Origin of the sequence: Thiomicrorhabdus arctica DSM 13458 (assembly GCF_000381085.1) — a bacterium.
GTDB classification, from domain to species: domain Bacteria; phylum Pseudomonadota; class Gammaproteobacteria; order Thiomicrospirales; family Thiomicrospiraceae; genus Thiomicrorhabdus; species Thiomicrorhabdus arctica.
Genome location: NZ_KB905899.1, coordinates 1186172 through 1204478, shown reverse-complemented (window position 1 = coordinate 1204478; position 18307 = coordinate 1186172). Strand labels below are relative to the sequence as shown.

General features: G+C 40.1%; 11 protein-coding genes. 6 read left to right on the top strand and 5 right to left on the bottom strand.

Annotated features, from left to right (window positions below; genetic code table 11):
• Window positions 1-163: 163 nt before the first annotated feature.
• The 3 genes from ppc to F612_RS0105565 all read right to left on the bottom strand — a co-directional run bounded on the left by ppc (window position 164) and on the right by F612_RS0105565 (window position 4737).
• On the bottom strand, window positions 164-2953 hold the full coding sequence (gene ppc / locus F612_RS0105575) for a phosphoenolpyruvate carboxylase (protein WP_019556770.1): 2790 nt from the start codon (window positions 2951-2953) through the stop codon (window positions 164-166).
• 194 nt (window positions 2954-3147) lie between these two features.
• Entirely contained in the window at window positions 3148-3678 is a 531-nt protein-coding gene (gene ppa, locus F612_RS0105570) for an inorganic diphosphatase (protein WP_019556769.1), read from the bottom strand.
• An 84-nt stretch (window positions 3679-3762) separates the two neighbouring features.
• Window positions 3763-4737: a class 1 fructose-bisphosphatase gene (locus F612_RS0105565; RefSeq protein WP_019556768.1), complete on the bottom strand. Its 975-nt coding sequence runs from the start codon at window positions 4735-4737 to the stop codon at window positions 3763-3765.
• Between the two features lie 585 nt (window positions 4738-5322).
• Here F612_RS0105565 and thiI point away from each other — a divergent pair.
• Window positions 5323-6762: a tRNA uracil 4-sulfurtransferase ThiI gene (gene thiI / locus F612_RS0105560; RefSeq protein WP_019556767.1), complete on the top strand. Its 1440-nt coding sequence runs from the start codon at window positions 5323-5325 to the stop codon at window positions 6760-6762.
• Window positions 6763-6911: 149 nt separating this feature from the next.
• On the opposite strand, the gene F612_RS12250 is transcribed toward thiI, so the two are convergent.
• Window positions 6912-8306: an MltF family protein gene (locus F612_RS12250; protein ID WP_019556766.1), complete on the bottom strand. Its 1395-nt coding sequence runs from the start codon at window positions 8304-8306 to the stop codon at window positions 6912-6914.
• A 678-nt stretch (window positions 8307-8984) separates the two neighbouring features.
• Between F612_RS12250 and rnr the strand changes: the two genes are divergently transcribed.
• Together rnr and rlmB are read left to right on the top strand one after the other, a co-directional pair.
• A complete protein-coding gene (gene rnr, locus F612_RS0105550; RefSeq protein ID WP_019556765.1) occupies window positions 8985-11330 on the top strand; it encodes a ribonuclease R in 2346 nt (781 codons plus the stop codon).
• Window positions 11327-12076 carry a 23S rRNA (guanosine(2251)-2'-O)-methyltransferase RlmB gene (rlmB, locus tag F612_RS0105545; RefSeq protein WP_019556764.1) on the top strand — a complete coding sequence of 250 codons (750 nt, stop codon included), beginning with the start codon at window positions 11327-11329 and terminating at the stop codon, window positions 12074-12076. The genes rnr and rlmB overlap by 4 nt, the downstream gene beginning before the upstream one ends.
• Before the next feature lie 132 nt (window positions 12077-12208).
• Here rlmB and F612_RS0105540 read toward each other — a convergent pair whose 3' ends face one another.
• Window positions 12209-13408, bottom strand: a complete 1200-nt coding sequence (locus F612_RS0105540; RefSeq protein ID WP_019556763.1) for a PfkB family carbohydrate kinase — start codon at window positions 13406-13408, stop codon at window positions 12209-12211.
• A 576-nt stretch (window positions 13409-13984) separates the two neighbouring features.
• On the opposite strand from F612_RS0105540, the gene F612_RS0105535 reads away from it, so the two are divergent.
• The 3 genes from F612_RS0105535 to pepN all read left to right on the top strand — a co-directional run bounded on the left by F612_RS0105535 (window position 13985) and on the right by pepN (window position 18306).
• Window positions 13985-14710 (top strand): helix-turn-helix domain-containing protein, encoded by a 726-nt coding sequence (locus F612_RS0105535; RefSeq protein ID WP_019556762.1) that lies wholly within the window; start codon window positions 13985-13987, stop codon window positions 14708-14710.
• 313 nt (window positions 14711-15023) lie between these two features.
• The gene (pal, locus tag F612_RS0105530; protein ID WP_019556761.1) at window positions 15024-15554 is read left to right on the top strand and encodes a peptidoglycan-associated lipoprotein Pal; all 531 of its coding nucleotides are present in this window, start codon (window positions 15024-15026) and stop codon (window positions 15552-15554) included.
• A gap of 100 nt (window positions 15555-15654) precedes the next feature.
• Window positions 15655-18306 carry an aminopeptidase N gene (gene pepN, locus F612_RS0105525; RefSeq protein WP_019556760.1) on the top strand — a complete coding sequence of 884 codons (2652 nt, stop codon included), beginning with the start codon at window positions 15655-15657 and terminating at the stop codon, window positions 18304-18306.
• The last annotated feature ends 1 nt before the right edge of the window (window position 18307 follow it).

Genomic DNA, 18307 nt, shown 5'->3' with positions numbered 1-18307 from the left:
AAATTCTACCCAAAAATTAAAGAGTTGTGTGTAGTTATTTTAAACTCTTAACGCGATCAGGCTAGGTCGTCTTTGGGCGGAAGAGCTTGAATAAATGGGGTGGTTAGGGTATAAAAAACCCGCTAAGAAGCGGGTTTAGATGTGTACTGGCATAATGGCTTTTTTAACCAGTATTGCGCATGCCTGCGGCAATAGCATTGATACTATTTAACAGCTCAGGTAGCCAAATCTCTTTCTCTTCATCCGACACTTTATCCGATTTGTAACGTCTCAAAAGTGCAATTTGAATATTGTTCAAAGGTACCAGGTAGGGATTACGACGTTTTAACGATAGTGCGATGACCGGGGTATCAGCCATTAAGCTTGGGTTGCCACTGATTTCTAAAATGCGCTGTACAGAACGGCTATGTTCATCAGAAATTAGTTTATACACAGTCTGCGCAATCTTTTGATCTTGACCTAATAGACTGTATTGAGCCCCAATTTTTAAATCAGTTTTGAATAAAGCCATCTGGATATTATTCATTAAAGATCTAAAGAATGGCCAGTTTTTGTACATTTCGATTAATTCTGCATCGCCATGCTGTTTTATCCATTTATCAAGGGCGTATCCAGTTCCTTGCCATGCTGGGAAGGTTAAACGTGCTTGAGCCCAGCCGAAAACCCATGGTATGGCGCGGATGGAAGATTTGGACAGGTTGCCTTTTTTACGGTGCGATGGACGTGAACCTATATTTAATAAGCCAATTTCAGTGACAGGGGTCGCTTCATAAAAGAAATTGAAGAATCCTTTGGTGTCGTCAGTTAATTCTCTGAAACAAGCTTCACCGTCTTTGGCTAAAGTTTGCATAGTGGATAGGTAGGCAGGTTTATCTTTATCATGGGCTTTAACTAAACTTGTACTGGCTTTCATGAGTCCAGTAACCCCGAGTGACAGTTCATACATTGCGGTTTCTGAGTTGCTGTATTTATAAGATAGCACTTCACCTTGCTCTGTAAATTTGATAGATCCACGCACCGTGCCCGTTGGCTGCGACAAGATAGCGAAGTGAGTCGGTCCACCACCACGGCCAACTGTTCCACCTCGACCATGGAACAAACGACAGTCAACTTGATGTGTGTCTGCTAAAGCCATAATTTGTTGCTGGGCTTGATAAAGACTCCAAGCGGAAGACAAGTTGCCTCCATCCTTAGCGGAATCGGAATAACCTAACATGATTTCTTGCTGATTGCCGGATGCTTGCAATAGGGCTTTATAGGTCGCGTTTTCAAATAATGCTTGAGTGACTGGGACGATATGCTCTAAATCTTCAATGGTTTCAAATAAAGGCGCTATCTGAATTTCACAGTAAGGTTTGCCAGCATTAAAGCCTGCAAGGCCAGTTTGATGAGCAAGGAACAATACTTCCATGATGTGACTTGCTTCATGTGTCATCGAGATGACGTAATTGTTAAAGGCTTTTGCGCTGATCTCTTTGCGCATTTCACGCACGACTTTAAAAACGGCGAGCACTTCTTTCGTCATATCATGTAGATCAAGGTGCTGGATATCAATAATGGTGGCTGAAGCAACGTGGCTTGCCAATAAATCAAGTTTCTCTTTTTCGCCTAGGCTATTGTAGTCAACGCCCAGGTGAGAAAGTAGATCTGAAACGGCATCAGAATGCACGTTTGATTCCTGACGGATATCTAATCGCATTAAGTAGAAACCAAAGGTTTTAACGAGACGAATTAAATCTTGCAGCTCTGCTTTCGCAACATTTTCATCACCATGCCCACAAAGTGAATCGTAGATCAGTTCAAGGTCTTCCAAGAAGTCTGTTTCACATTCATAGGCAAAGCGACTCTTAACACTATGCTCGCCATTGATACGGCCTTCTAAATAATTAAGATTCTTTTGTAGTTTTCCATGCATCAAATAGAGTAAACGGCGGTAAGGTTCATCCTTGAATCGTTCAGGACGTTTTCTAAAGACTTGATCGATTAAATCCGTATCAACAATGGTTGAGCGGTTGATGACATCTTGGGAAATATCGCTGATAAAACGAGAGTGTGTTAGTTTTGAGCTTAAATCAAAAACACGCTTTTGATATTCATAAATGACCGCACGCGATTGAAGCAAAAGTGCATGAACCGTCGTGTCGTGAGTAACGAATGGATTGCCATCACGATCGCCACCAATCCAAGAGCCAAAGGTTAGAAAATCAGGCGTTTCAATTTTGTCACCCGGGTAATGCTTGGCAAGTGCTCGTTCCATATAACGATAAACTTCAGGGACGGCATCAAATAAAGATTTACGGAAATAGTAGATACCGTTTCTAATTTCATCTTCAACCGTCGGCTTTTTACGACGAACTTCATCGGTTTGCCAAAGGACTTGTACTTGAGATTCCAGTTGTTGATAGATTGATTCTTTCACATATTCGTTGTTGTAAGTGTCGGCTTCATTCAACGCACTAATATCTAAGAATATTCTTCTTAAATTATCCATGACTGAACGACGTTTTGATTCTGTCGGATGGGCGGTGAAAACTGGAATGTAGTGCAGTTTATTTAACAGGGTTTGTACCTGCTGTGCATCCATGCCTTGCTCTTTAAATTCGCCAATAGTGTTAAGAACAGAGCCTGTCCATAAAGGACCGTCTGATTTTAACTGACCTTGTCTCTCATGGTATTGGTGCTCTTCTTCAGCAAGGTTGACTAGGCTGAAGTAAAGGTTGAAAGCTCGGATGATCGGCGACAGTTCTTCGGCCGATTGTGCTTCGATAAAATCAGTTAGCTCAGCTTGAAGTGCAGGATTCTCTTCTTTTTGAAGCTTTAAGTAGCCCTTACGTAGTTTCTCTACAGCATTATAAGTGGCGGAGCCTTCTTGAGACTCAATTACTTTTCCAAGAACATTACCAAGTAACTTAACGCGCGCTCTTAGTTGCTTATCACGAATTTCTGTAGCCATCTTTACTCTCTGAATCATCTGAAAATTAGTAGCGCATTATACCAGGAAATTCTAATTGATTGTGAAATGTGGAATCTATGGAGGGCTTTAAGGAGGGGTGGTATTGGGATGTCAAAAAGCCCCTAGAAGGGGCTTAAAAGAAAATGTATATTTCTGTTAGTGCTTAGTGAGTGCTTAGTTTAGGTTCAAGTCGTTTATTTAGTTTCTTGATAAGCTTTGGCACCATTTACAATTTCTTGGCGTGCATCATCAATATCTCCCCAGCCTTCCACTTTAACCCATTTACCGGGCTCAATATCTTTGTAATGGCTGAAAAAGTGCTCTACTTGCTCTTTCAGGAGTGGAATATCTTCAACTTTTTTTATTTTAGAATAGATAGGGGTTAATTTATCAACAGGAACGGCAATTACCTTCGCATCTTCTCCACCGTCATCAGTCATCTTAAAGATGCCGATTGGACGACAGCGAATAACCGAACCAACCATTAAAGGGTGAGGGGTGACAACTAAAACATCTACCGGATCACCATCATCAGACAGGGTGTCATTAATGTAACCGTAGTTAGCAGGGTAGGACATAGTCGCACCTTGAAGGCGATCTACCCATACTAAGTCAGTCTCTTTATCGACCTCATATTTAATTGGCGCGGCAAATGCAGAAATTTCAATGATAACATTGATGTCGTTTGGTAAGTCTTTACCCGCTGGAACAGCAGAATAACCCATGGTTAATTCCTTTTTCAGTAATATTTGTTTAAAAGCAAAACACCCGCAATAGCGGGTGCTTTTTAACTCAATGTGGCTGAGGTCTTACTTTGTGTGGTAAGCAATAACTTTAGCAACTTCATTTTTAGATCCAAGTACGACTGGAACACGGTCGTGAATACCTTTAGGTTCAACGTCCATAATATCCATACGACCTGTAGAAGAAGCGCCACCGGCTTGTTCAACGATCATAGACATAGGGTTACCTTCGTACATTAGGCGAAGCTTACCCGCTTTTGATGGGTCACGGCTGTCATACGGGTACATGAATATACCACCACGAATAAGGATACGGTGAACTTCAGCGACCATAGAAGCGACCCAGCGCATATTATAACGCTTGCCTAAACAACCTTCTTCACCTTTTAGGCAGTCATCAATATACTGCTTCATTTCCGGCTCCCAGAAACGTTGGTTAGACATGTTGATAGCGAATTCAGCCGTATCTTCCGGAATTTGCAACATTGGCTTCGTTAATACGAACTCACCGATGTTCGTGTCTAGGGTAAATAAGTTAACGCCTTTACCTGTTGTCATGACTAATAAAGAAGATGGCCCGTAAAGAACGTAACCTGCAGCAACTTGCTTACGACCTTCTTGTAGGAAAACTTCTTGATCGTCGCCAGTACGGTTGTCAGCAGGGGCTTCTAAGATAGAGAAGATAGTACCAACAGAAAGGTTAACGTCGATATTTGAAGAACCGTCTAATGGATCGAAGGTCACTAGGAACTTACCATCAGCATGACCTGCAATAGTGAAATCTTCTTCTTCTGAACCAACACCTTTAACAAACGGGTTAGCACAAAGGATATCTTTTAAAAGATCGTTAGAGATAACGTCCAACATCTTCTGAGTTTCACCCTGGATGTTTTCATCTTCAGTCGCGCCTAAGATACCGGCTAGTTCACCTTGGCTTAGCTTGTATGCAATATCCTTACATGCAACCATAACGTCTTTGATAACAAGCTCTAATTCTGCTGATGTACCATCACTTGCTAATACTTGATCTAATCTTTTCATCGAGAGTCTCTCTGCTGTATTAAATTTAAATAAATGTTAAACGGATTTACGAATTTTAACATGCTCTAAGCGTTTTTATCAATTCAAATATTTTTAGAACGATTGTTCACGCGTATTTAATAAGTCTGGTTTCTTGTCCTGAGAGGATGGTTTTAAGCAATCAGGAAGCCGTGTACAATACTCTTACTTTTGACTTATTGAAGGTCGAAAGTCGCTCTTAATTAATGGGTGACGTAAGTCATTAATAGAACAGGGTGAGTTGGTTTTTCGGGTATCTAGATTTAAGCGTCTTGTTCGAGAAGTATTTGTAACTAGATTTCAAGCCGTCGTGAGAGATGGCATACCAGATGAGATCTAATATATCGAATCAAGTCTTGTCACGGAATTTTCTAGTTTTGGTGAGGTTTGTGGAATGAAAGATTGTAACAGTATCTTTACCTGTGATATGACGTTATTGAGGTCAGGATATCTCGAATGAAAAATCGTTAAGATACCTACCGCCCCGGCGATGATTAAGGGGTAAATTTTAAATGAGTTCAAGAGTGAACTCTAATTATATAAACAAATTAGTGAAAAGAGTATTGAATGAGATTTATCGTTAAGTTATTTCCCGAGATTATGATTAAAGGCGCGCCGGTTAAAAAGAAGATGATTAGCCAGCTTAATGATAATTTACGCACTTTACTGCACCGCATTGATACACAAATCGTTGTAAAACGCTTTTGGGATAAGATTGAGGTGCAAGCCGATGATGCTTTTAATGATGCCGTTAGAAAAATACTCAGTCAAACGCCTGGTGTTGAGCAGTTTTTGGAAGTCGTTCAATACGAGACGGGTGAAGAGTTGCCGCTCATCGCTCAAAAGGTGGCTGAGCATGCTTTATCGAGCATTGAGGGTAAAACGTTTGTAGTGAGAGCTAAGCGAACAGGGACACATGAAACATCTTCTTTTGAGATGGAACGTTTTGTCGGTAGTTACCTTTATGAGCATGGCAACCCGACAGGTGTGGATTTACATCATCCTGACGTTAAGATTGAATTTGAACTGCATCAAAAAACATTAAATGTGATTACTCAACGTAAAGTAGGCTTGGGTGGTTTTCCGATGGGGACACAAGGCGAGTTGCTTTCTTTGATGTCAGGTGGATTTGATTCGACTGTTGCTAGTTATTTGACAATGAAACGCGGCCTTAAAACCCATTTTATATTTTTTAAGTTAGGCGGTGCTGCACATGAAATTGGGGTGAAACAGGTTGCTTTATACTTATGGGGGCAGTTTGGTGCTTCGCATAGGGTTAAATTTATAACCGTCCCTTTCGAGGATGTCGTTGCTGAAATTTTTCGCTCAACCCATGAGAGCTATATGGGAATCACTCTGAAACGTTTAATGTTAATGGCTTCAGAAAAGATCGCAGATGAAATGGGAATTGATGCCATCGTGACAGGAGAGAGTGTCGCGCAAGTGAGTAGTCAGACTTTGCGTAACTTGGCTGTGATTGATCAAGCCACCACTAAGTTGGTTTTACGCCCTTTGGCCACAATGAATAAACCTGAAATTATTTCGATTGCAAACCAAATTGGAACGCGCCATTTCGCTGAAAATATGCCTGAATACTGTGGTGTTATTTCCCAAAACCCCGTGATTAATGGCTCTTTTAAAAGGATAGAGAAAGAGGCGGCTCGTTTCGATTATACGGTGCTGGATGCTGCGCTTGAGCAAGCTAAATCCATTCCTGTCGATTCCATTATTGATGATGTAAATCAAACAGAAGCCGTTGAGGTCGTTAAATTACTTAAGCCAGGAATGATCGTTATTGATATTCGTCGTGAAGATGAGGTCGCAGCGTCTGCTTTGGAGGTTGCAGGTGTTTTAGCCGTTCCATTTTATGAGTTGAATCGTTATTTTAAGGATTTAGATCCGTCAGGAGATTATGTGTTGTATTGTGATAAGGGGGTTATGAGTCAGTTGCATGCCCAGTACTTAATTGATGCGGGTTTTAAAAATATACGAGTATATCGCCCTTAAAAAGCTTTTTACGAATCAGAAAATTTTATCCCATCTTTTTTAGACCCCTAAGTGAGTTATAGCGATATGGTTTTCGTTAGGGGTGTGCGTTGTATTAATGATCGTGGTGCATTGGCACTTGTGGTTGTTCTTTCAAACTTTCAGTTTCTTCAGTTTCTTTCATATAATCCATACTCTTCAAGAGTATCAAAATGCTCATTTTTAATTCGTCGTTTGTTTTTAGAAAGTTCAAATGATGATCGTACTCCGATCATGGTTTTCTGAATTTTGGTGACATAATTAACGGTTTCATGGCCAATAAATTGGCGGGCCAATATTTCAACATTATAAAACCATTTATACGGATCAAGTCCGCGGGCTAGGGCATCTCTTTGCAGTCTGCGAATACGTCCTGGGCCAGCATTGTAAGCCGCTAAAGAGAAATTAATCCGATCTTCAGGGGTGTAGTCTGGTGTTGAAAAATAGAAGTCTCTGATAAAGGCAAGATACTTAACGCCTGCATGAATATTATCTTCTAAATTTTTTATATTTGGAATATTGACAGCCTTTGAACTCGCCGTGGAATATTTTATTTGCATAATGCCGTAAGCGCCAGCGGGACTTTTAATATTCTGTTTAAATCTCGATTCCTGATACGCTTGAGAGGCAATTAAAAACCAATCAAAATCATAGAATTCAGCGTACTTCTCAAAATAATATTGCAAGCATGGAGTGGTATTTAGTGCTGTTAAAGAGAGTGGTTTTTCGATCCAAAAAGCATTTTTAAAGTATTTTTTGTAAATAATATTGCCCAATAATCGACCTGGAATAGCATTTTTATAAAGAAAGTCGTTTAAAGAACGTTTAAGCTTTGGTTGGTTGTGGTTGATCGCCCAGGCTATTTTCCCGCCAAAATAAAAGATAAAATCTTCATAGACTTTTAAGTCTGAAAATTTTCGTTGGTAAATTTCTGCAATATGATTGTCGACAACCGTGTATTCGAATAGGCCTGCATTAACCATCTCAAGCAGATCTTCGGCTTCTAGAGCTGGGTCGGCCTGAATAATTTCAATGCCCGGTAAGCCTAGTAGTCCGAGGGCTTGGTTCGCTTGTTCAAGATGGATGACATAGCTACTGTTAGCGACTACGATAATTTGTTTTTCAGAGAGGTCTTCTAGTCGCTGAACGGTCGCTAGATGCTTATTTGAGACTAAAATTTCCTGTATGTTTCTGATATAGGGTATCGTAAAGTCGACGGCGGCTTGTCGCTCTGGAGTGATGGTCAAGCCTGAGGCAATAATGTCGCCTTTTCCTGCTTTAAGTTCTGAGAATAATTTATTAAAAGGCCGGGCCAGAAAGACCGCATGAGTTTGGTAGCGCTCTTTACGAGGTCCTCGATTCAAGTATTTGATATAAGCTTGAACTAAATCATTTTCTAGGCCGCGTTGGCCTTTAATAGTGTGAAAAAAGTTGGTTCGGTTGTAACTGACAAGTACTCTTAATATTCTGCGCTTTCGAATTTCAGCCAAGTCACCAATAAAAACATCATTTATTCTTCCTTTCATGGAGTTCTGAATCAAATTCGAACTCTCGAAGGCCTCTGTTTTGGCTTGGGATGTAGTTAAAGCAAAGCTAACAAAGAGGAGCGTTATTGAGAGTGCTTTAAGGTAATTAATAGGGCGCAAAACATATCCATTATGGATTCAGAGGCCTTCTATTTTAGATGAGTTTAGAGCTGAATAAAATACAAAATATTTAGGGCTAGAAGCAATATAGTTAACTGTGTGTTTTTGCGTATACCTATTTTAACGTATGTGTTGCATGTTATCTAACTTCGATTTATTGATGCTCAAATCCACATTCTTCTTTTTGATTATCTCAACTGAAAAGCTAGAGTGGCGCCTTTAAACCGTTAGGGCCTGAATGAATAAAATAAGAAAATTTACAATGAGGTAATGGATGCAAAAACGTTAAGAGTGATATGCCAATGTTTACTCAATAAAAGTACTGTTCTTGAAAAATATCAAAGATAAGACGATTTGGTCGACCATTAAATCAGCGGTTTAAGGCGTTGTATTCGTAAAAAGAGAGGGGGATTTCTCTAGAGTTGACAGTAATACCCTAAGTCCGCGAACTATTTGTTATAATATGCGCTGTTTTTAATATAACGCCCTAATTATCACCCTATGGAATAGAGATGAGTGATAAATGAAGAGGGCGTTTTCAATGTTAGATGGAATAGAGTGACTACAGAAAACGCACCCGGTCAACAAGACCCACATGCTCAGCGTGAAGCTGACAAATATGATAATCCAATCCCAAGTCGTGAATTTATAATTGAGGCGCTAGAAGAAGCACAAAAGCCTCTAAGACTTTATCAAGTAGCCAAAGCGCTAGAGGTTGATGAAGACGATGAAGAACGTTACGAAGCTATGTCACGACGCCTTAAAGCAATGGTTCGCGATGGTCAATTGATCCGTAACCGCCGCGGCGCTTTTGGATTGCTTGAAAAAATGGATCTCATTAAAGGACGTGTTTTAGGGCATCCAGATGGTTATGGATTTCTTGTCCCTGAAGAAGCTGGCAAGGACCTTTTCTTATCTGAAAAAGAGATGCAAAAAGTCCTGCACGGTGACATTATTATCGCATCGGTCGTGGGTGAGGATAGACGTGGTCGTAAAGAAGGCGCTGTTGTTGAAATTGTCGAACACAATACTCAGCAGGTTTTAGGGCGTCTGAATCATGAGAACGGCCTGTCGTGGGTCCGTCCAAACAACAATCGTTTAACACAAGACATCTTTATTCCTAAAGATGGTTTGTTGGAGGCGGATGAAGAACAGGTCGTATTAGTTGAGATTTTGCATCAACCTACGACTCGTTCAGGGCCGATTGGTAAGATTATTGAAGTGGTCGGAGACTATATGGCCGCCGGTATGGAAATTGAATCTGCGATTCATGCCTACGGTATTCCAAATGAGTGGTCTGAGGAGTTGCTCGCAGAGTTAGCTGAGATTCCGGATGAAGTCACCGAAGCGGAAATGGAAGGTCGTAAAGATCTTCGTTCTATGCAGTTAGTGACAATTGATGGTGCAGATACTAAAGACTTCGATGATGCGGTATTTGCCAAACGTCGTAAGAATGGTTGGCGTTTAGTAGTTGCGATTGCGGATGTTTCGCATTATGTGAAGCCAGGCACAGAGCTCGATAAAGAGGCGATTAAGCGCGGTAACTCGGTTTACTTCCCTCAGCGTGTTGTACCGATGTTGCCTTCTAAATTGTCCGATGGTTTGTGCTCATTAAACCCACATGTTGATCGTCTCTGTATGGTAGCGGATTTAGCAATCACCGAGGACGGTAAGCTAGAACGTAGTCAGTATTATGAAGCGGTTATGAACTCTAAAGCGCGTTTAACGTATAACCAAGTTAACGATATCTTGACGAATAAAAAGAGCGAGTATCGCGAAGAATTCTCTGATCAGTTAACGAACTTAGAAGATTTGTATGAACTTTACCAGGTTCTACAAAAAGCGCGTGAAGAGCGTGGCGCTTTAGAATTTAATACGACTGAAACGCGTATCGTCTTTGATGATGATCGTAAGATTAAAGAGATCGTTCCGGTGACTCGTAATGATGCGCATAAGCTGATTGAAGAGTGTATGTTGATGGCAAACGTGGCAACCGCGCGTTACCTGAAGTGGCACAAGATTCCAATTGTGTATCGTGTTCATGAAAAGCCACTGGAAGAACGTTTAAAGAATGTAAGAACCTTCTTAGGCGATTTTAGTTTGACACTTGAAGGTGGCGATGAGCCAACAGCACATGATTATGCTGCGGTCATGGCGAAGGTTGCTGGTGAGCCACATGAGCATTTAGTACAGACGGTCATGTTAAGAAGCATGAATCAAGCTGTCTATCATCCTGATAACAAGGGTCACTTTGGTCTGAACTACGAGCACTACACGCACTTTACTTCACCTATTCGTCGTTATCCTGATCTATTGGTTCATCGTGCAATTCAGCATGCGTGGAAGAAAACGGGTGCTGAAGGCTTTGCATATGATGAGGCGAAAATGGCTGAGTTGGGCCAGCACTGTTCGGATACTGAAAGAAGAGCGGATGAAGCTACACGTGATGCGGTTACTTTCCTGAAATGTGAGTTCTTATCTCACCGTTTGGGTGAAGAATATGATGCTGTTGTGACAGCCGCTACGAACTTTGGTCTGTTTGTGGAATTAGAGCCGTTATACGTTGAAGGCTTAGTCCATATTACTGAGTTGGGTGAAGATTACTTCCATTATGATAATGCACGCCATTGTCTAAAAGGTGAGCGTACTGGTAAAGTGTATCGTTTAGGTGATCGCATCCGTGTTCAGGTTGCGCAGGTTAAGTTAGACGATCGTAAAGTGGATTTACGTTTTATCTCTGGTGGTTCTACCGAGCTGAATGCCGATGAGGCAACACAAGACGATTCAAGTATTGATGAAAACGATGCTTCAATTGAAGCAGGAGATGAGCAGAAGCGTCCGCGCAAAAAGCGTTATTACCGTAAAGGTAAAAAGCCCGCTGCAAAAGGGCAAGAATCATCGTGAAACAAGAAGTCATTTACGGACTACATGCAGTCGAAAAGTTTGTAAAGCAAGCTCCACAATTGGTTTATACCTTGTCTTTCATTAAAGGCCGTTTGAATAATCGTCAGCAATCTTTATATGATTATGCCATTAGTTTAGGTCTGTCACCTGAGTACGTGACTAAATCGGCTTTCAATAAGATTGATGGCAATCATCAGGGAGTCATGGCGTTAGTTGCAAAGCAGCCTGATTTAAATGAAGCAGACTTGGTTGCGTTGATTGAGAAGACCACTAATCCGTTGTTTATCTTTTTAGATGAAGTGCAAGATCCGCATAATTTAGGTGCGGTTTTGCGTACAGCAGATGCTGTTGGTGTCGATGCCGTTATTATTCCTAAACATAACTCAGTGGGCATGAATCCAACGGTGCGTAAAGTCGCCTCAGGTGCGGCAGACAATGTTAAATTGATCGTCGTGTCCAATTTAACGCGCACCATTAAAGAGATGCAGCAAGCCGGTGTATGGATGGTTGGTTTAGATGGTGATACAGAGCAGACCATTTATGATCAAGATTTTACGGGCTCGATTGGGATCGTGATGGGCACAGAAGGCACAGGCTTAAGACGTTTAACTAAAGAGTCTTGTGATTACCTCGCAGCGATTCCAATGGTGGGTGTTGTAGAAAGCTTGAATGTATCGGTAGCCACTGGCGTAACTGTTTATGAAGCTTATCGACAGCGTCATATAGCCAGTAAAATTATAAAATAAGTAATCAGTGGTTATCTGCTTTTTTGAAGGATTTATTAACGCTTAAGAAGCTAATGTTATAAGCTGACCAGGCCTGGTCAGTTTATATTTATCTATGATTATTTCTATCCAATTCAAGTCAAATTCGCAAAATCAGCTACCCAGAAAAATATTACCCTTGTCGTCGATGTGAATATCAATGGTTTCTAGTGCTTCATTCCAACAAGGTCCTTCAATACAAAGGCCATCTTCAATATTGAAGAAGGCGTCATGTACTGAGCATTTCATTGTCTTTTCAAAAGGATTTACATCAATCTTATAGGCCTCATTCAGAGGTACATTTTGATGTGGACAGTTATTGAGGTAGGCTTTTACAGAGTCTCCGTGCTTAATCAGAATAACCGATCGTGTTCCCGAATTAACTGTTAGAGTTTTGGCATTACTCAATTGCTTAATGTTGGCTAATGGTTTATCGGCATGTTTAACTTCCATGAGGTTATCCAAACCATACTGCCGGCATTTTTGTGCGGCCAGTTTATTCGCACGATTGACCGATTCGGTTAATGAATGGCCTTCTATAAGAGAGTGAATCAATCCTGCATTAAAGGTGTCACCAGCCCCTAAGGTATCTACAACGGGGTTAACGGCTTCGGCTAGAATATGATGTACCTCTCCATTTGGAGAAGCGTACCAGACGCCTTGATCACCCCATGTGCAGACGAGGTTTGAGTGAGTTGTTATTTTCTGTATTTCAGACAGCAAGGCATGGCCATCATTAAAGCCTTTCGCTTGGGCATAATGATGTGAAAAGATAACGAGGTTGGCAAGTGGAATCATAGCTTCAATACCGTCGCGTGGCTTTTCTACTTCTAATGAGATCGGTTGGTTAGTCAAAAAGGTCTTAGCAATATTTAGCATGCCGGGCAAGTTACCTAAATTACGCCCTTCAAAATGTAACCAGTCGTACTCTTCAATTTCTATTTTGGCAAAATAATCAAAGGTTACTTCAGGTAAGTCACGGTAATGCACAATACTGCGATGGCCACTTTGTGCATTGAGCGTTACAGATGAGCTGGGTGTGCACCCTTGAATAAATTTTTGAACATAAGCAGTACTGATATTTCGCTTTTTTAAATCTGCCAAGAGCAGTTTGGCTTCACTGTCTGCTGCGACTGTTGAGCAAATAGCCGTATTGTGACCCAGTTGATTTAATACATATAAAGAGTTATTGACATTACCACCCGAGGTGATGGATTTTTTAAATGCACGGATCTCTTCATCTTCATGAGGATAATGTGGAACCGTGTGAATTATGTCTAAAACAGCGTTGCCGATACCTAGAATCTTTGCCATATGAAGCCTTTTGTAAATACTGAGATGATAGTTTAATGTGCTTATTTTATAAAATGTTAAATAAGTGATAATTTTACCATAGGCAGTGAGTTTTGATGAATTTGGCTATTCTGAAATAAAAAGTGAATAATCCAAAAAAAGGCTTGACATAATTTTGTCTAATTTTAATTTTAAAATCTATTAATAGCTTTATGTTATTGATATAACTTGTTGAAACTGTGTTATTAGTAGGAGTGTTGATTGTTTTATGCCCCTATATAAAAATATCAATGTCTTTTCCACAAAAGCTGTGGATAACTTTGTGTGTAAATAGATAAAAAGGCGCTTAAGTTCTTTAAAATAGCCAATAAATATTAAGTTGCTTAAAAATTAATCAAATAGAATTTTACAAATATTTTAAGTACAATTGGTTTATCAAGTCGCTCTATGAGAGGTTGATTTTTTTGATTCAACAAGGCGTCATTAAAATTACTCTACAGATAGGTAGGCCAAACTTGGTAAGTACGCTACAATCCCTTCTTCTACTAAAAACAAAAAAACTAAAAAAGATGATTTTTGTGGTTTATAGGTTGGATTATGAGTGAGTTGAAAGCTGGGTTCAGTGCCAATTGTCAAAATTGTGGCCTGCAAAAGGTATGTTTTTCGACTGGATTAACCAAAGAAGATATTGATCGTTTGGATACAATCGTAGAGCGTAAAGCGCCCTTGAAGAAGAACCAACATCTTTTTATGGTAGGTGACAAGTTCACAGCTTTGTACGTGATTAGGGCAGGTGTCGTCAAACTCTATTCGTTCTCTGATATCGGCGAGGAGATTATTCATGGTTTTTACCTTCCCGGTGATATGATCGGTATTGACGCATTACAATCTGAAGTACATGCATTTAATGCCATTGCGATTGATACAGTAAGCGTCTGCCATTTTCCATATGCTCAACTGTGCTATTTAGGTACGCAGGTTCCAGATCTCAATCACAAGTTTTTTTCAGCGATGAGTAAAGAAGTCAATGAGTGTCGACTGCATTCCGAACTATTGACAAGACGCAATGCAGATCAAAGAGTCGCGAAATTTATTTGGCATATGATTGAGCGTTATGCCGGCAGGGGGTATGCTTCTGATGAATTCCGGTTAGGTATCCTACATCGTGATGTGGCATTGTATCTGGGGTTAACACCCGAAACAGTTTCACGAATTTTAGCCAAATTACATGCTGATCACATAGTAACTTGGAAAAAGAAGGAGCTGATCATTCATAATAAAACAGTACTTCAAGGTTTAGCTGGTTTCGCTATTTGCAGCTAAAGGTTCAGGTGTGAAGGTTATTGGAACCTCAGATCGGTTTCAATCAATTTATCCCTCGGTATGTCTAACTTAAATTGCGGATAGAGATAGATCACCTTAAGCGTCTCATTCGTTCACGAATATGGCTCATTAACCCAGGTATTCATTAGTCGTTAGTTTTTTCAACACATTTATTCGCTTCATGATGCAATAATCGAATTATTTTTAAAAATGACTGCCTAAATAAACTTTAGAAGTCTAAAGCACTTTTCTTTTATCTCATTTCAGGTATATTAGCAGTGTATAAATTCATATAAATTAAGGTAGAAAAAACATGTCTATTCAAAACGTTAAACAATTATTTTTGGTAGGTCTTTTGGGATTAACATTAGTAGGGTGTAGTTCAGCGCCAAAAACGGTGGAAGCTGATGCAGAAGCTACTCAGGTGGCTGCAGATCATGTTGAACAAGATGTTGCTGCAATTCAACTTGCCGCTGCACAGGCTTTAGAAACACAAAAAGCGGAGTTATTAGCGAGTATTCAAGGTAAGGTCGTTCATTTTGATTTTGATCGTTCTGATGTTAAATCAGAAGACTATCAAATTATTAAAGGCAATGCCGACTATATGGCGTTAGACGGATCTGTATCTGTCAGCGTTAAAGGTCATACTGACGAGCGTGGTAGTCGCGAATATAACCTTGCATTAGGTGAGCGTCGTGCACAAGCTGTTAAAAATGCTTTAATAGCTGAAGGCGTTAGTCCTGCGCGTATTACTGTCGTAAGTTATGGTGAAGACAGTCCTATCGATGAGGCGCATAATGAATCAGCTTGGACTAAAAATCGTCGTGCTGAGTTTTCATATTAACTAAAGTTTTGCGAGAGTAATCGCTATCTTTGTTAAAGCCTTTTTATCATTCAGATAGAAAGGCTTTTTTGTTTGTTACATTCCTAAAAGAAGGCTTTTCATGACCTCTGAATCTCCTATTGTTCATTATTTAAAAGATTATCAAGCACCGCAATTTGAAATACGCTCAGTGTTGCTCGAGTTTGACTTGCACCCAACCAAAACTCAGGTTATTAACACGATGCAAATACAGCGTGTGTCTACGAATGAAGATCTGGTTTTAGCGGGCGAAGAGTTGGAGCTAGTATCGGTATTATTGAATGGGCAAGAAGTCATTGAACAATGTGTTGTTGATGCCGAAAGTTTGACGATAATGACAGGCTTAAGTGAGTTTGAATTGATTATTAAAACAATCATCTCGCCTGAAAAGAATACAGCTTTAGAAGGTTTGTATCGTACAAGTGGTAATTACTGTACACAGTGTGAAGCAGAAGGTTTTCGAAAGATTACTTACTTTTTTGATCGTCCGGATGTTTTAACGTTGTTTACCACCAAGATTGTTGCAGATAAAGCTGATAATGCAGTGCTATTATCCAATGGGAATCTAATTGAATCAGGGGATATTGATGGCAATCGACATTATGCTGTCTGGCAAGATCCTTATAAGAAACCTTGCTATTTATTTGCGCTAGTTGCAGGTAATTTAGAGTGTGTTGAAGATCAATTTATCACCGCAGAAAAACGCTCTGTCGCCCTAAAAATTTATGTTGAAGAAAGAAACTTAGATAAGTGTGAACATGCCATGGAATCTCTGAAAAAATCGATGTTATGGGATGAGGCTCGTTTTGGATTAATTTACGATTTAGATATTTATATGATTGTTGCTGTTGATGACTTTAATATGGGCGCGATGGAAAACAAGGGTTTAAATGTTTTTAACTCCAAGTTTGTATTAGCCAAACCGGATACGGCAACTGATGTTGATTATGAAGGGATTGAAGCCGTTATCGGACATGAGTATTTCCATAACTGGACTGGAAACCGAGTGACTTGTAGGGACTGGTTTCAGTTGACATTAAAGGAGGGATTGACTGTTTTCAGAGATCAAGAGTTCACGGCTGATATGTTGTCACCAGCGGTGAAACGAATCGAAGATGTGAAACGTTTAAGAAGTAATCAGTTCCCAGAAGATGCTGGACCAATGGCGCATCCGATTCAGCCGCAATCGTATATTGAAATGAATAACTTTTATACGGTAACGGTATATGAGAAGGGTGCAGAGGTTGTTCGTTTGTACCATACACTGTTAGGTGAAGTTGGCTTTCGCAAAGGGATGGATTTATATTTCTTAAGACATGATGGACAGGCTGTAACGGTTGTTGATTTCAGAAATGCAATGGCAGATGCTAATGGTGTCGATCTATCACAAATGCATGCTTGGTACGTACAAGCGGGAACGCCGACTTTAAAAGTTGAAACGTTATACGATGCGTTATCACAGACTTTTCAAATTAAGTGTCATCAATATCTCGAAGGAGCCATTGAGGATTTTAAGCCACTTCTGATACCCATTAAAATTGCGCTTATTTCAGAGCAAGGTGAGTTATTAGAACTCATTCCTGATGTTGATAGCGCGACTAAAATTATGGGTGAAGGAAAAGAGGCGGTGCTGCGTTTGACTCAGCAAACTGAGACATTTACGTTCACTTCAATTGTGGCAAAACCGATCCCTTCACTTTTAAGAGGTTTTTCTGCACCGGTCCATCTTGAATATGACTATAGTGATTCTGAGTTAAGTTTATTGGCTTCAACCGATTCAGACAGTTTTGTACGTTGGGAGTCTTTCCAGGTTCTCGCCTTAAAGGCATTGAAAGTCAATATAGAGTGCTATGAAAAAGGTCAGAAACTAGTGCTTTCTTCAGCTATGAAGCAAGCCTTTTCAGGCATATTGCAAGATCATTCAGCGGATGCTGGATTGATCTCATTGACAATTACTCTGCCAGATATAACGTATATTGGTGAGCAATTTGAAGAGATTAATGTGGATGCGGTGTACCATGCGCACAAGTGGTTAAGAACCGCTTTAGCAGAGCATTTTGAAGCGGATTTATTGGCAGTTTATAAGCGTTTGAATCAGTCTGGTGGCGCTTACCGCTATCATAAAGATGACATAGCATCGCGTAAGTTAAAAAATGCTTGTTTACGTTATCTAATGCTGTTGCCACAGCAGTTTGTATTGGGTAAAGAGCAATATTATCAGCAGGAGAATATGACCGATGTATTAGCTGCACTTGAGACAATCTCTCATTCAAGTCATGCCGACAGAGTAAGTTGCTTAGAGCACTTTTACCAACATTGGAAAAATGATAGCTTAGTGCTGGATAAATGGTTTACCTTACAAGCCGCTTCACATCATATTCATGCTTTTGAACATGTGCAGGAATTGGTAAAACATGCCGATTTTACACTTACTAATCCCAACCGGGTTAGAAGTGTTCTGGGTGTCTTTGGCCGAGTAAATGTATTAGGATTTCATCGAAAGGATGGGTTAGGCTATCAGTTTTTAGCAGAGCAAATCATTCAATTGGATAAATTAAATCCTCAAGTGGCAGCAAGAATTGTCGCGCCGTTTACCCATTGGCAACGTTATGATGAATCAAGAAGAAAGAAAATGCATTCAGCGCTTACTCTAATCTTGGCGAGTTCAACCCTTTCAAAAGATGTTTATGAAATTGTTTCTAAGTCACTCGGTCAATCCGCGTTGCAAGGATGAG